A 14,842-nucleotide genomic window follows, 5' to 3' on the forward strand; every position below is an offset into this window, starting at 1 on the left:
CGAGGCACCGAGTGGTGGGGCAGATACCTTTTGGTTACTTTTGGCTGGGCCGGCATTCCGGGCGTTTGCCAAAAGTGACCCGCTGTAAGAGCGGAACCATAGGCGGCCGTTACCTAAATAATGGATATGTACCCCGAACAAAAACCTCAGAGCACCAAGCTCAAATCCAACCGCCCATCACGCACCGGCGGACACCAGTAATACCCCCCAGTCAACGGCTTGCTAATGCGATACAACCCATCAACAATCCCATCCTCAAGCCCACTCATCCGCCGCAGTTGCGCTTCAAACGCATCAAACGAATGCCCAAACGCCAGGAACATCAACCCCGCCTGACCATTCTCGGCCCAAGGCATCGACCGCCGCACCACAAACGCCTCAGGGGTAAAACTCTCCTGAGCCGTACGCTTGGTGTGCGCCGACTCCGGCGCGTCCTCCAGTTCCTCGTTATCGCCATGACGCCGACCAATAATGTGATCCCGCTCCAGAGCCGGCAACGCCGCAAACCCATCCAGATCATGCTGCCACTGCTGGATCGCCGCAAAACTCGCACCACCCTGCGCCACCGCTGCCTCCACCGCCGCATCATCATGCGGATTCTCGGTACCGTCCTCATAGTCGGTCAGGTCAAACCCGGTCTTGTAGCGAAACCCCTCGGTCATCTGCACCAGACCAAACCCCGGCGCCAGGGCCTTCTCGAACGCCCGGCTGCGCAACAGCAACTCACCGCGATCCACACCGTGCAACCAGACCCACAGCGCCTGCTGGGTCGACGGATTCTCCGCCCCCGGCCCGCTCACATGAGGGAACGCCCGCAACCCGTCAATCCGGGCGCCAAGGGCATTGACCAGCGGCTCACCAAAACCGACCACCGCACTGGCGTCCACCAACTGCACCAGCGCATCCAGTGCGGCAGGCACGGCATCCAGCGACTCAATGGCAAAAAACAGATGGCGTGCCTGCAACGGCACCGGTGCGGCAAGAATGCCCGGCTGGTACTGACTCATGTGAACTCCTTCAAGAAAGCCGCGCAGTTTACCCGGCGAGCTCACGGTTGTGCTCAAGGTTTTCCAAGGTTCGCGGGTTAATGCGTCTAGCCCTTGCCACACGGGGCGTTGATGGGTGAATCTCTAGTCACGTTTTGCAACCACTCCAGGGGTAGCGACATGACCACCGACAACCTGCTCGCCCAGCTGTTTCCCACTGCCGCCGAGATTCCCGAGCAATTCCGGCTCGCGGCGCCCATCGAACAACGTGATTACCTGGTCGGCGGCCAGTTGCATGTGTGGAACGGCCCTTTGGCCGAAGTACGCAGCCCGGTGCAGTTGCGCGGCACCGACGGTGACACGCCGGTGATCATCGGCAGCACCCCGCTGCTGGACGCCGACACCGCCTTGACCGCCCTCGACGCTGCCGTGGCCGCCTACGACCGTGGCCAGGGCGCGTGGCCGACCATGCGCGTGGTGGATCGCATCCAGCATGTCGAAGCGTTTTTGCGGCGTATGCGCGAACAGCGTGACGCAGTGGTCAAGCTGCTGATGTGGGAGATTGGCAAGAACCTCAAGGACTCGCAGAAAGAGTTCGACCGCACTTGCGACTACATCACCGACACCATCAACGCCCTCAAGGAACTCGACCGCCGTTCCAGCCGCTTCGAGCTGGAACAGGACACCCTGGGGCAGATCCGCCGGGTGCCGCTGGGCGTGGCACTGTGCATGGGCCCCTACAACTACCCGCTGAACGAGACCTTCACCACGCTGATCCCGGCGCTGATCATGGGCAACACCGTGGTGTTCAAGCCGGCCAAGCTCGGCGTGCTGCTGATTCGCCCGTTGCTGGAGGCGTTCCGCGACAGCTTCCCGGCCGGCGTGATCAACGTGATCTACGGTAGCGGTCGCGAGACGGTCAGCGCGCTGATGGCCAGCGGCAAGATCGATATCTTTGCGTTTATCGGCACCAACAAGGCCGCCAGCGATTTGAAGAAACTGCACCCGAAACCGCACCGGCTACGCGCGGCGTTGGGCCTGGATGCAAAGAATCCCGGGATCGTGCTGCCGCAGGTCGACCTGGACAATGCGGTCAACGAAGCTGTCACCGGTTCGCTCTCGTTCAACGGCCAGCGTTGCACCGCGTTGAAAATCCTGTTTGTGCATGAGGATGTGGTCGACAGCTTTATCGAGAAATTCAACCGCAAGCTGGCGACCCTCAAGCCTGGCATGCCGTGGGAAGACGGTGTGTCGCTGACGCCACTGCCCGAGCAGGGCAAGGTGGATTACCTCGGCGGCCTGGTGACCGACGCACTGGCCCATGGCGCCAAGGTGGTGAACGAGAATGGCGGCGCCAGCCGTGGCTCGTTTTTCTACCCGGCGGTGCTGTACCCGGTGAACCCGCAGATGCGCGTGTACCACGAGGAGCAGTTCGGTCCGGTGGTGCCGATCGTGCCTTACCGCGACCTGGAGACGGTGATCGACTACGTGCTGGAGTCGGACTTCGGCCAGCAACTGAGTATCTTCGGCACCAGCCCGAGGGAAGTTGGGCGCCTGGTGGACGCGTTCGCCAACCAGGTGGGCCGGATCAACATCAATGCCCAGTGCCAGCGCGGGCCGGACAGTTTCCCGTTCAACGGGCGCAAGAACTCGGCCGAGGGCACGCTGTCGGTACATGATGCGTTGCGGGTGTTTTCGATCCGTACCCTGGTGGCGACCAAGTTCCAGGCGAGCAACAAGGAACTGGTCAGTGACATCCTGCAGGAACGCACGTCGAGCTTTCTGACCACTGACTATATTTTCTGAGCCCGACACCGATCTAAAAATGTGGGAGCGGGCTTGCTCGCGAAAGCGGTGGTTCAGTCGCCGGATGTATTGACTGACACGCCGCCTTCGCGAGCAAGCCCGCTCCCACATTGGAACTGAGTGAAGCCTGAACAACGAGGTTACCCTGATACCAATGAATCTCCCTCTCTTCGCCCGCCGCTTGCTGCGTCCGTTGCTGGACCCGTACCGGCGCTACCGTCACGCCAAGTTGATCCACGCGGTGCGGGTTTCCATTGGGTTGCTCGCAACGATCCTGCTCACCACCGGCATCAACCTGCCCCATGGTGAGTGGGCCTCGGTGACGATGCTGATCGTGATCGGCGGTTTGCAGCACCACGGCAATATCGGCAAGAAAGCCGTCGAGCGCGCCTACGGCACGTTGATCGGCGCCAGCGTCGGTTTGCTGCTGGTGCTGCAACAGGCGTATCTGGGGCAGCCACTTTTGACCTATTTGCTGATGTCGGTGGTGTGCGGGTTCTTTTCCTATCACGCCATCGGCAAGGGCGGATACATCGCGTTGCTGTCGGCCATCACCGTATTTATCGTTGCGGGCCATGGCGATAATCCGATATCGGACGGGTTGTGGCGCACGGTCGACATCCTGATCGGCATCGTCCTGGCCCTGGCGTTTTCCTTCGCCCTGCCGCTGTATGCGGTGTATTCCTGGCGCTACAACCTGGCCAGTGCCTTGCGCGATTGCGCGGCGATTTATAGCCGGATCATCAGCGGCCAATCGGTCACCGATGATGAACACCTCAAGCTGCTGAATCGCCTGAACGCCGCGATGCTGCAACTACGCTCGCTGATGCCATCGGTGTCCAAGGAAGTGCGGATTTCCATGACCGAGCTGGACACCCTGCAGCGCCATTTGCGGATGTGCATCAGCACCCTGGAGATCCTCGGCAACACCCGCCCCGACCCACGGGACAAGGAAGCCCTGGCGCGCATGCAGGTGGCGTTGAAAGCCGAGCACCGGCAGATTCGGGTGCAGTTGATCGGCATGGCACGGGCGTTGCAATCCGGGGCCACCGACCGGCTGGAACGTCCGAGCACCACGCCGCCCCACGAACAGACCTTTGAAGTGCCGGTGGTCAACGCGTTGGACGGTTACCGGTTATTGACCCTGCAACTGGCAGCCAATATTGACGCCATGCGCCAGCGCCTGGCCAAGAGCGCCAGCCACTGGAAAATCTGATCAGCCCCGGTGCAGCGCCTGTATCAACAGCTGCTGCAACGCCTGTAACCGGGGCGCGGGGCTGTCCTCGGCAAAGCGCAACACGTTCGCCACTTCAGGCAGCGGCATCCGCTGGTCGAAGGGGCGATACACTTCCACGCGCTTGTCGAGATGGTCACTGCTGAGCAGGCCGATGCCCAACCCGGCGGCGATGGCCGATACCACACCCTCCACCGACCCGCATTCCACCACCACCTGCCAGCGAATGCCCAAGGCGCTCAGACGTTCCTGGGCCAGTTTCCGGTAAAAACAGCCGGGGCCGAAGGTGATCAGCCGCACGCATTCGTCAGGCGCAGGCTGCCAGCCGGGCCGGGCGCACCAGTGCACCTGTTCGGTCCACAGCAATTGGTCCCGCGCTTCGATACGCGGGATAAAATCCTGATGCAGCGCCAGGTCCAGCTCACGGTCCACCAGGGCCTGGCGAAGCACGTGGCTCTGCTCCACCACAATTCGCACATCCAGCTGGCGGTGTTGCCGGGAAAACTGGCCGAGCAAGTTCGACAATTCGGCCATCGGCACCTGTTCGGTGGCGCCCAGGCGGATGGAGCCTTGTAACTGCACCGGATTGAAATGCGTCAGCGCCGCGTCGTGGGCGCCTGCGCAACGACATCCGTGGGGCCGTGCTGCAGGTGGTGGAAAACGCCGGGCACTTTCTGATGGAGGATGCGCCGGAACGGGTGAGTGAGTACCTTGTAGACTTTATCGGCCAGGTTCACAGTAAACGCTGACTGCCTTTTGTCGGGATTACACAAGCCAATAGACTTCACACTTTCTCTTACATATTTTTCACGTTTTATTCACATCCAGAGACGTAGGGTAAAGCCTCATCCGTTACAAACGTTGTAGTTAAAAACCCGCCGCCCCAGCGGGTTTTTTTTGCCCGGGATTTGAGTGGCCACACGGTTTCTGGAGAGAGGAGTCGAAGCAAACCGGCTCATTGCGAGCCGGTCTTGATGGGTCAACGAGCCACCTTGTTGACAGGCGACGCCGCTTGCTCACGTATCGCGCGCTGGGTATCGAGCACCCGCGCCAGGGCCGTTTCGGCTTCAGGACTTTGCTGCGGCACACGAATCGCCGCCGACACCAGGGTAATCAGCTTGGCCATGACCTCGGCATCCGTGGCCGGGCGTCCCAGGCTCATGGAGTTCATCAGCAAACGCAGCTCGGTACCGGCCATCACCCCGGAGATCGCCTTGAGGGCAAATTGCAAGCGCACCCCCAGCTCGTTGCGCGGCAAGTCCGGAAGCGCCAGTGCGAAAGCTTCGAAGAAGCGCTGGAACACCGGCTGGTAATGCACCTTGAGGTATTCCTGGATAAACGGCGACGTGTCGCTGTACACCCGCCCCAGGAACCGGATGAATGAACGCCCTTCCCCGCTGGCCGGGTCGCTGCGTTCCAGGCCCATGGCCGGGGCGAACAGCACCCCGAGCAAGGTGTCGCAATCCAGCGGGCCGTCGGATTCGGCTTCGCACCGGGCGAGCAACTCCAGGCGCTGCTCGTTGAGCGGCTCCAGGCGCTGCATCAGCAGGGTTTTCATCAGGGAGTCCTTGTCCCCGAAGTGGTAATTCACCGCAGCGAGATTGACCTGGGCCCTCTCGGTTATCTGCCGCAACAAAACAGCGTCATAGCCGTATTTGATGAAAAGAGCCTCTGTCGCATCCAGCAATCGGGTCTTGGTAACGTTTGGAGCGCTGAGTTTCTTCGCGACCATAGGGATTGGGGTTCCACTGCGGAAATATTGTTTTAAAAATTAATTTGATTTTTTATACCGGGGCCGCTGCCTGAAAGCAAGTAGTGACACAGCGCCATACTATTCAAAGCCAACAGCAACGGGCTCATTGAGGGTAGCTGATGGATTTTTGCAGCGCCGGAAACGTCCCTTTGAAGAATCGTTTCAAAGGGTAAAACCGCTCTATATCCATGGCTGGCGGAACGGCTGGATCGCGGTTAGTATTCAAACAACATTTTAAAAACAAGAAATAAAACCAGTCCGTGACGTGTACCAGGCAGCTCCTGAACTTGTTACAAGGATTTTCGGGGGAAGCACGGCGCTGTCGAGGCTGCAGGCGTAGTCATGATGACAGATACCCCCGCGCACCCAGGCTTTATCTCCTTGCAAGGCATCGGCAAAAGCTATCAGCTGGCCGGTCAACACCTGTCGATTCTCAATGATGTATGCCTGGCCATCGAAACCGGTGACAGCTGCGGCATCCTCGGCGCCTCCGGCTCCGGCAAAAGTACCCTGCTCAATATTCTCGGCCTGCTGGATTTGCCCGACTGCGGCCAGTACCGCTTTGCCGGCCATGACATCTTCAGCGCCAGCCCCGATCAACTGGCGGCGATCCGCAATCAGCAGATCGGTTTCGTCTTCCAGAGTTTCAACCTGCTGCCACGCCTCAGTGCCCTGGACAACGTCGCCCTGCCCCTGAGCTACCGCGGCGTGTCACGCCACGACTCGGTGGAACAGGCCCTGCGCATGCTCGACCAGGTGGGCCTGGCCGAGCGCGCCCACCATCGCCCGGCCGACCTTTCCGGCGGCCAGCGCCAACGGGTCGCCATCGCCCGGGCATTGGTCGGCAACCCATCGGTGATCCTCGCCGACGAACCCACCGGCAACCTCGACAGCACCACCGCCCAGGAGATCATGGACCTGTTGCTGGCGCTCAACCGCGACCAGCAGGTGACGCTGATCATCGTCACCCACGACCCGCACATTGCCGAACGCCTGAATCGCAAGATCCTGGTGCGCAATGGCGTGGTGCAAGAGGCCGGGCGCCTATGAGCCTGCGGGTCGAACAAAGCCTGAGCCAATTGCTGCACGAGGCGTTTGTCAGCCTGCGCACCCTGGGCAAGCGCTCGATCCTGGCCTTGCTGGGCATCGTCATCGGCAGTTCCTCGGTGGTGGCGCTGATCAATATCGGGCACAACGCCGCCGAAGACGCGGCGATGATTTTCAAGGACATGGGCACCGACACCCTGGTGGCGCAATTCCCGCCCAGGGGTGCCAGCACTGCGCAAATGCCCGCCAGCCTGGACCTGGAAGCCGTGCGCCGCAGCGTTCCCGGCATTGCCCATATCGGTGCGGTCTCGCTGTTCAGCGGGCCAGTGGTGTTCCATGGCCGTACCTGGAACGCAAGCCTCGTCGGCAGTACGCCGGACCTCAAGGATGCCATGCGCCTGTCGGTGCGCGACGGGCGCTTCCTGTCGAGTTTCGATGCTGGGGAAACCTATGCGGTCGTCGGTGACCAGGTCGTCCAGGCCTTGAGCGTGCCCGGCGACCCGCTGCAACTGGGCGACCGGGTACGTATCAACGATTACCTGTTCCTGATCGTGGGCATTCTGCACAGCCAGCCCCGGGCAATGCTGATTCCCGTACAGGCCAACGAATCGCTGTTCGTCCCCGCCCCGGGCATGCGCCGGATCTACGCCAGCCCGCAAATCGGCAACGTGATCATCCGTGCCACCCCCGGCCAGGATATGGAACGCCTCGCCCATGACTCAGCCGTGGCACTGCGAGCCCAGCTCACCGACCACGATGTCGACATTCAGGTGCCCCAGCAAATGATCGATGGCATGACCCGCCAAAGCCGGACCTTCGCCTACCTGCTGCTGGCCCTGGGCGCGATCTCCCTGGTGGGCGGCGGCGTCGGCGTGATGAACGTGATGCTGATGAACGTCTCGGAGCGGCGCCGGGAAATCGGGATTCGCATGGCCCTCGGGGCGCGCCAGCGCGACATTCGCAACCTGTTCCTGCTGGAAGCCGTGACCCTGACCGCCGTGGGTGCGGTATGCGGCGCGGTACTGGGCATGACCGCCGCGTACCTGTATGCCAGGCTGTCCGGCTGGCAGTTTTCCCTGGCGATGGCCGCGCTGCCGCTCGGGGTCGGCAGCACGTTGCTGGTAGGGCTGTTTTTCGGGATCTATCCGGCGGTGTCGGCCTCGCGGCTGCAGCCGGTGGAGGCCCTGCGCGATGAATAAACGCCTGCTGTTGTTGACCGCCTTGGTAAGCCTGCACAGCGTGGCCGCCGACGTGGTGATTCGCCCCTCCGCGCCCAGTACCACCCGCAGTGGCTATGAACGCAGCGTGTCGCTGAATGCCCAGTCCACCACCCTGACCCTGGGGGATGCGGTGTACCTGGGCCTGCGCAACAACCCGGCGATTCGCAGCGCGTACCTGCAACGGGTGGCGCAGAAATTCGACCTGCGGGTGGCTGAAGACACGTTCAACCCCAAGCTGACCCTGAACAGCTACTACCGCACGACTAAAGGCACTGAAGACAGCTCCCGCAACGCTAACCTCGCGCCCAATGCCACCTTGCTCGGTGAGTACGGCACGCGCCTGAGCATGAACTGGACCCAACAACTGAACAACGCCGATCGCGCCGGACGCTACCGCAGCGACGGCCTCGACCTGTCGCTGATCCAACCGCTGATGCGCGGTGCCGGCTGGGACGCCACCACCGCCCCGCTGCGCCTGTCACGCCTGTCGGAACAGGCCAACCGCCTGAACCTCAAGGCCAACGTGGCGCAAACCATCAGCAACATCATCGCCACCTACCGCGAGTTGCTGCGGGCCCAGGAACAACTGAGCATCGTGCAGGACGCCCTCAAGCGCTCCGGCACTTTGCTTGAAGTGAACAAGGCACTGATCAGTGCCGGGCGCATGGCCGAGTTCGAGATTGTGCAGACCGAAGCCGATATCGCCACCCAGCAACTGGGGGTGGAAGAAGCCCAGAACCAACTGGACACCAGCCGCCTGGCCCTGCTGCGCCTGCTGGCCCTCGACCTGTCGACACCGATCCGCGCCACCGAGGCCCTTGAAGCCAGGCCCATGGACATCGATAAACGCCAGGCTTTCGTGCTGGCGCAGAACCAGCAGCCGGAATACCTCGCCACCCTGCTCGGCAGCCAGCAGGCCGACCTCAACCTGGTGATCGCCAAGGACTCCGGCCGCTGGCAAGTGGACCTGGTGGCCGGTGCCAACCAGATTCGGGCCGCCACCAATGACGATAACGGCTACAACAGCAATCGGCGCTGGGACAGCTACGCGGGCGTGCAGGTGCAGATTCCCATCGGCGACATCAGCACTCGCCAGGCCGAGGTGCACGCGCGGGTCGATGTGGAAAACCAGGAGATCATCATCGCCGACGCCCGCCAGCAACTGGAGCGCGACGTCAACGATGTGGTGCGCGACCTGAGCACTCGCTGGCGCCAGTATGAAATTTCCCAGCGGGCGGTAGAGTTGTCCAAGCGCAAGATCGAAATCGAACGGGAAAAACTCAGCGCCGGGCGCTCCACGAACTTCCAGGTATTGAGTTTCGAAACCGACCTGCGCAACGCCGAGAACTCGCGGCTCAATGCGCTGATTGCCTATTTGAACGCCCAGACTCAGCTCGACTTGACCTTGGGCATGACGCTGGAAAGTTGGGAAATCGCCCTCAATGACTACTAATAAGAAGCGCCTGTTGGGCGCCGTGTTGATTGTGCTGGTGGCTGGCGTCGGCATTTCGCTGCTCAGCCGTCAAAGCCCGGCCGCCAACCAGCCCGGCAACGCCGAGCAGTGGCTGGCGGTGAAGGTCGACCCGCTGGTGCATCAGATCGGCCTGGTGGGCAAGATCGAGCCTGACACCACCATCACCCTCACCGCGCCGTTCGACGGTAATGTGCAGGCCAACCTGGTGGAACAGGGCCAGCGGGTCGAGGCCGGGCAGGTGCTGCTACGCATGGACCCGGCCACCCTCGAAGTGCAACTGCGCGACGCCCTCTCCGCCCAGCTCAAGGCCCGGCGCACGGTGCAGGAAATGCAGGACTGGGACAGCGGCCAGCAAGTCGGGCGCGCCCGCCGCACCCTGCGCACTGCCGAAATGACCGCCAGCAACACCCAGCGCAAACTCACCGAAAGCGAAAACCTGTTCAAGCGCGGCATCATCCCGCGCAACGAACTCGACGACCTGAAACAACAGGCCACCCAGCAACAACTCGACCTGACGGCCGCCCGCGCTGAGCTGCAACAGGCCGTTGAACAAGGCAAGGGCGAATACCGGCAGATCGCCGATATGGAGCTGACCAACGCCACCGTGAAATATGAAGCCCTGCGCACCCTGCTAGATGGCAAGGAAGTCAAGGCCCCGTTCTCCGGCATTGTGGTGCCGGCGCCGGGCAGTAATTCATCGACCCAGGGCGGCGGGGGCAATAACGCGCCGGTGCAGGCCGGGAGCAAGGTCAGCCAGGGCCAGGTGCTGTTTGGACTGGCGAATATCGAGAAACTGAAAATCGTCGCCAAGGTGTCGGAGCTGGACATCAACCAGTTGCACCAAGGGCAGGCGGTGGAGGTGATGGGCGACGGGTTTGATGGGGAACGGCTGACGGGATCGGTCAGCGTGGTCATTGGCTTGGCGATTGCCAGCGACAGCCAGGGCAGCGCGCAGTTTCCGGTGACCCTGTCGATTCCCAAGCTGACCCCACAACAGTTGCAACGGGTAAGGTTGGGGATGAGTGCGCGGTTGACCATTGTGACCTACAACAATGACCAGGCGATTGTCGTACCGGCCCAGGCGATCAGTCGCGGGGATGGGGTGATGACGGTGGAATATCGGGCAGCGATGGATAAACCGGTGGAGCGGGTGACGGTGACCACCGGGCAGTCGACGGCCCAGGGGGTTGAAGTGTTTGGGTTGAAGCCTGGGTTTGTGAAGGTCGGTCCATGAACCCGACCTGTAGGAGCTGGCTTGCCTGCGATAGCAATCTCTCAGTTGATAAAGATGCAGCTGACCCACCGCTATCGCAGTCAAGCCAGCTCCCACATTAGATTCAGAGGTGTGCCAACCTCGCGGCCAGCGCCTTGGCCTGAATCGCGACATCCGTCACTGCGGTACTTTCCCACCACATCCCGCGCAACGGCGGGCCCATGGCAAACAGCCGCCGGCTGACATTCCCGTGGGCATCCAGCACCGCCCCCGACACATCCGCCGCAATCCCCAACGCCAACGGCCCGGGCTGAATCAGCCCGCGCTTGAGCAACTGCCGGGGCAACGGCCGGGCCACGCGCCGCCAGTCATATTCAATCCCGCTGGAGTTGATCAGCGCTGCCCCCGACACCTGCACCACATCCTGCTCTCCACGATGACGCAGGCGGATCGTCACCTCACCTTGCGAAGGTACCAGCCCCTTGTACGAAGCCGCCCGGATCCGCAGCCGCCCTTCCCCATGCAACCGCGCCACCAACTCGGCACTCAACGGCGGCGAACGGTGGTGGTGGCTTTCCCACCAGGGCCGCACATGCCGCACGAACTGACGTTTCTCGCCCTCGCTGGCCTGGCTCCACAACCGCCCGATGTTGGCACGCACGGTGTCCAGCGGCGCTTGCCAGTCAATCCCCTGCTCCAGCGCGAGCCGGCATTGGCACCGCACCTCCCGCAGCAATTGTCGGGGGCTGCGCAGGCTGTGGTCTTCTCCCAGGAAGTCGACCCAGGCCGGCGGCTGCCGACGGACATGGGGCAACAGGCCGTGGCGCGAAAAAATCTCGATGGGCCCGCGATGGCCGGCCTGTTCCAGGGACACCACGGCGTCCACCATGGTCAGCCCGGAACCGATGATCAGCACGATGGATTGCGGGTCCAGTTGGGTCATGGCCGGTACATCCCACGGGTCGACGGCAGCGGCATTCAAGCCGCTGGATTCGGTCTGTGGCGTGCGTGCCGCCGGGAACATGCCGGTGGCCAATACCGCACAGGCACCGCGCAGTTGCTGGCCGTCGCTCAAGGTCAGCCGCGTGGCGTGTTCATCCACCTCAAGGTCTGTCACCTCGGCGCGAATGTGCTCGACGGTCGACGCGGAAATCGCCTTGGCCTCGGCCAGCCGCTGCTGCGCGTACAGGCCAAAAATCCCGCGGGGCGGAAACAGTTCGCTGATGGGCACGTGCTGCTGGTCCGACTCGGGCCAGCCGCCGCCGGCGATGTAGGCGGTCAGCCACTGGGTCAGGTCATCGGCGTTGTCCGGGTCGACGCTCATGCGCGCGGCGTTGCCGTTCAAGGTGTGCCCAAGCTCTACCGCACTGTAGGCCTCGCCGCGCCCCAGTTCCTGGCGCGGCTCGATCACCAGGATCTGCCGCGTGCCCGGCAGGCGCAGCAACTGCACCGCCAGCATCGTCCCGCTCAGGCCGCCGCCGACAATCAGCACATCGGCGTTGCGAATGGCGCTCGTCGCCTGTCCGCGTTCGGTTTCACTCATGAAATTGCGCCCTTACTGTCTGCCTGAATGATTGTGGTAAAAATCGCCCCGTGCAGTATCCAGCACATCGACCCGGGACGCCTAGTTCAGCCCGACTGCGGGAAGCCCAGGCTCTGGCCGCTAATCAGCCATTGCTCCAGCACCGTCGCCAGGCCGCCTTGCCAGTGGGTGCTTTCCCCGCTCCACAATTCGGTCTTGCCCGAAGGCTGCCACCAGCGACAGAGCCGTTGTGAGGTGTCCACAGGGTCGATCCGTCGCACCATCGCCAACGTCTGGAACCCAGGGGCATACGCGTGGGTAGGCCGGATGCGCCACACTTGTTGCTGCAGGGCAGCGGGCTCGAGGTCATCCGCCAGGGTCAGGATCTGGCCACCGATCACCTGGGCGGCCAGGGCCAGCAGCAATAGGCCGGGTTCGAAGGCACCGCTGAGGGCCAGCCGCGACTGCTCGGTAAAGCCCTGCTGACGCAAGCCATCAGCCAGGCGCTCGACATCCCGCAACGCATCGATCCAGCGCCAGGCATACCACTGGCCGTCACGCTTGTGGCGCAGGGCGCTGTGCAACGGGGTCACCTGTGCCCAATGGCGCAACTGCGCCAACGCCTCGGGCAACACCGTAACCCGTTCGGCGGGCCATTCCACATCCAGCGCAAGTTCAAGTTCATGCACGCTCATAGGGTGATGCTCCTATTGGTGAAACAAGCATGCGGTGGTCCGCTGGCCGGATTTATGTGGGCGGCGGTGGGACGGCTCGACTCGCTCGCGAAAACGGTGCTTCAGGCAACATCAATGCTGAATGTCAGTCCGCATTCGCGAGCAAGCCCGCTCCCACATTTGTTTTATGTACACCCGACAAATCACGATAGCTGGCCCCCGGATGGTTGTCCGCCAACCGCGCGCCGTCCCCAAACAATTTCTCCCGCAGGGTGCCCTGGGCATATTCGGTCTTGCACACGCCGCGCTTCTGCAACTCCGGCACCAGCAACTCGACCGCGTCGATAAAGGTCTCGTGGGTCAGTGCATAGGCCAGGTTGAAGCCGTCCACATCGGTCTCTTCAACCCATTCCTGCAACAGATCGGCCACGGTTTCCGGGCCGCCGACGAACAACGGGCCGAAGCCGCCGATGCCGACCCAGTCTGCCAGTTCATTCGGGGTCCAGACCTTGTTCGGGTCGGCAGTGGAGAAGGCTTCCACCGCCGATTGAATGGCGTTGGTATGCACATGCTTGAGGGGTTCATCGGGCTTGAACTGGCTGAAGTCGATGCCGGTCCAGCCGGAGATCAGGGCCATCGCGCCTTCGTAGCTGACGTAGGATTTGTATTCGTCGAATTTGGCCTTGGCCTTGGCATCGGTCTCGCCAACGATCACCGTCTGCAGGTTGAAGATCAGGATTTTCTTCGGATCACGCCCCGCCTCGGCCGCACGGCGGCGGATATCGGCAACGGTTTTCTTCAGCAGCACTTTCGACGGTGCGGCAACGAACACGCATTCGGCCTGTTCGGCGGCGAACTGTTTGCCACGGCTCGACGCCCCGGCCTGGTACAGCACCGGCGTGCGTTGTGGCGACGGTTCGCACAGGTGAATGCCGGGCACCTGAAAGTGTTTGCCGACGTGGCGGATCTCGTGGATCTTGCTCGGATCGCTGAAGATCCGCCGTTCGCGGTCGCGCAACACCGCGCCCTCTTCCCAGCTGCCTTCCCAGAGCTTGTAGCAAACCTCCAGGTATTCCTCGGCGTAGTCGTAGCGCGCATCGTGTTCGGTCTGGGCTTTCTGGCCGAGGTTCTTCGCGCCGCTTTCCAGGTACGAGGTGACGATGTTCCAGCCGACGCGGCCCTTGGTCAGGTGGTCGAGGGTGGAAAGGCGCCGGGCGAACGGGTACGGGTGTTCGAAGGACAGTGAAGCGGTGAGGCCAAAACCCAGGTGTTCGGTGACCAGCGCCATGGGTGCGATCAGCGACAGCGGGTCGTTGACCGGCACCTGGGTCGCCTGGCGAATCGCTGCGTCACCGTTGCCGTTATAGACGTCGTAGATGCCCAGCACGTCGGCGATGAACAGGCCGTCGAACTTGCCGCGCTCGAGAATTTTTGCCAGGTCGGTCCAATATTCCAGGTCCTTGTACTGCCATGAGCGGTCACGCGGGTGGGCCCACAGGCCGGGCGACTGGTGGCCGACACAGTTCATGTCGAAGGCATTCAAACGGATTTCACGAGGCATTAAACGTTACTCCGGGGGGCGACACCGTTGAGGTGGTAGTTGCCGACAATCTGGTATTTCCAGCGCAGGGGATCATCAAGGGTCGGCGGCAGCGCAGTACGCTGGCCGGTGAGTTCGAATTCGGCGTCGCTGACAGCGATGAGGGCCTCGGCAGCCGCTATCTGGGCTTCTGTGAGGGCCACCGGGCCTGGGTGGGTTTCGGCACGCTCAAACAAAGCAGCCGCTACCTCCACGCGAATCTGCAAATCGCCAAAGCGGCTGATCACGTAGGGGTCATCACTTTTCTCGACAAAGCGCCGGGTGCTTTCCAGCAGTTGGCGCGCCTGATTCAGTGCGGTCATGGATGCAGCTC

13 protein-coding genes are annotated in these 14,842 nt (G+C 62.3%); 6 read left to right on the forward strand and 7 right to left on the reverse strand.

Annotated elements, in window-relative coordinates; translation table 11 throughout:
• Window positions 1-146: 146 nt before the first annotated feature.
• Window positions 147-1,007, reverse strand: a complete 861-nt coding sequence (locus HX817_RS28070) for a Dyp-type peroxidase (RefSeq protein WP_177041912.1) — start codon at window positions 1,005-1,007, stop codon at window positions 147-149.
• Between the two features lie 159 nt (window positions 1,008-1,166).
• On the opposite strand from HX817_RS28070, the gene HX817_RS28075 reads away from it, so the two are divergent.
• Together HX817_RS28075 and HX817_RS28080 are read left to right on the forward strand one after the other, a co-directional pair.
• Window positions 1,167-2,792, forward strand: a complete 1,626-nt coding sequence (locus HX817_RS28075; protein ID WP_102369501.1) for an NADP-dependent glyceraldehyde-3-phosphate dehydrogenase — start codon at window positions 1,167-1,169, stop codon at window positions 2,790-2,792.
• A gap of 154 nt (window positions 2,793-2,946) precedes the next feature.
• Complete coding sequence (locus HX817_RS28080; RefSeq protein WP_177041914.1) at window positions 2,947-4,008, forward strand: FUSC family protein; 1,062 nt, start codon at window positions 2,947-2,949, stop codon at window positions 4,006-4,008.
• Here the strand turns inward: HX817_RS28080 and HX817_RS28085 are convergent, their stop codons facing one another.
• A complete protein-coding gene (locus tag HX817_RS28085; RefSeq protein WP_371317786.1) occupies window positions 4,009-4,608 on the reverse strand; it encodes a LysR family transcriptional regulator substrate-binding protein in 600 nt (199 codons plus the stop codon).
• A gap of 397 nt (window positions 4,609-5,005) precedes the next feature.
• Complete coding sequence (locus HX817_RS28090) at window positions 5,006-5,758, reverse strand: TetR/AcrR family transcriptional regulator (RefSeq protein ID WP_003211721.1); 753 nt, start codon at window positions 5,756-5,758, stop codon at window positions 5,006-5,008.
• A gap of 363 nt (window positions 5,759-6,121) precedes the next feature.
• Here HX817_RS28090 and HX817_RS28095 point away from each other — a divergent pair, with 363 nt between their 5' ends.
• Genes HX817_RS28095 through HX817_RS28110 form a run of 4 tightly spaced genes read left to right on the forward strand, consistent with a single transcriptional unit; the run spans window position 6,122 to window position 10,754 of the window.
• The gene (locus HX817_RS28095; RefSeq protein WP_177041915.1) at window positions 6,122-6,829 is read left to right on the forward strand and encodes an ABC transporter ATP-binding protein; all 708 of its coding nucleotides are present in this window, start codon (window positions 6,122-6,124) and stop codon (window positions 6,827-6,829) included.
• Window positions 6,826-8,025 carry an ABC transporter permease gene (locus tag HX817_RS28100; protein ID WP_008432461.1) on the forward strand — a complete coding sequence of 400 codons (1,200 nt, stop codon included), beginning with the start codon at window positions 6,826-6,828 and terminating at the stop codon, window positions 8,023-8,025. The genes HX817_RS28095 and HX817_RS28100 overlap by 4 nt, the downstream gene beginning before the upstream one ends.
• Window positions 8,018-9,499, forward strand: coding sequence for a TolC family protein (locus HX817_RS28105; RefSeq protein WP_177041917.1), 1,482 nt, complete (start codon window positions 8,018-8,020; stop codon window positions 9,497-9,499). Before HX817_RS28100 ends, HX817_RS28105 begins: the two co-directional genes overlap by 8 nt.
• Entirely contained in the window at window positions 9,489-10,754 is a 1,266-nt protein-coding gene (locus HX817_RS28110) for an efflux RND transporter periplasmic adaptor subunit (RefSeq protein ID WP_177041919.1), read from the forward strand. Before HX817_RS28105 ends, HX817_RS28110 begins: the two co-directional genes overlap by 11 nt.
• A 103-nt stretch (window positions 10,755-10,857) precedes the next feature.
• Here the strand turns inward: HX817_RS28110 and HX817_RS28115 are convergent, their stop codons facing one another.
• From HX817_RS28115 to HX817_RS28130, 4 genes are all read right to left on the reverse strand, one after another.
• A complete protein-coding gene (locus HX817_RS28115) occupies window positions 10,858-12,276 on the reverse strand; it encodes an FAD/NAD(P)-binding protein (RefSeq protein WP_177041921.1) in 1,419 nt (472 codons plus the stop codon).
• A gap of 86 nt (window positions 12,277-12,362) precedes the next feature.
• Window positions 12,363-12,950: an AMP-binding protein gene (locus HX817_RS28120; RefSeq protein ID WP_003211733.1), complete on the reverse strand. Its 588-nt coding sequence runs from the start codon at window positions 12,948-12,950 to the stop codon at window positions 12,363-12,365.
• Window positions 12,951-13,074: 124 nt separating this feature from the next.
• Window positions 13,075-14,490, reverse strand: a complete 1,416-nt coding sequence (locus HX817_RS28125) for an LLM class flavin-dependent oxidoreductase (protein ID WP_177041923.1) — start codon at window positions 14,488-14,490, stop codon at window positions 13,075-13,077.
• Window positions 14,490-14,831, reverse strand: a complete 342-nt coding sequence (locus tag HX817_RS28130) for an acyl-CoA dehydrogenase (RefSeq protein WP_177041924.1) — start codon at window positions 14,829-14,831, stop codon at window positions 14,490-14,492. Before HX817_RS28130 ends, HX817_RS28125 begins: the two co-directional genes overlap by 1 nt.
• Between the last annotated feature and the right edge of the window lie 11 nt (window positions 14,832-14,842).

It is taken from the genome of Pseudomonas sp. C6002 (genome assembly GCF_013385805.1).
In the GTDB taxonomy this organism is placed as follows: domain Bacteria; phylum Pseudomonadota; class Gammaproteobacteria; order Pseudomonadales; family Pseudomonadaceae; genus Aquipseudomonas.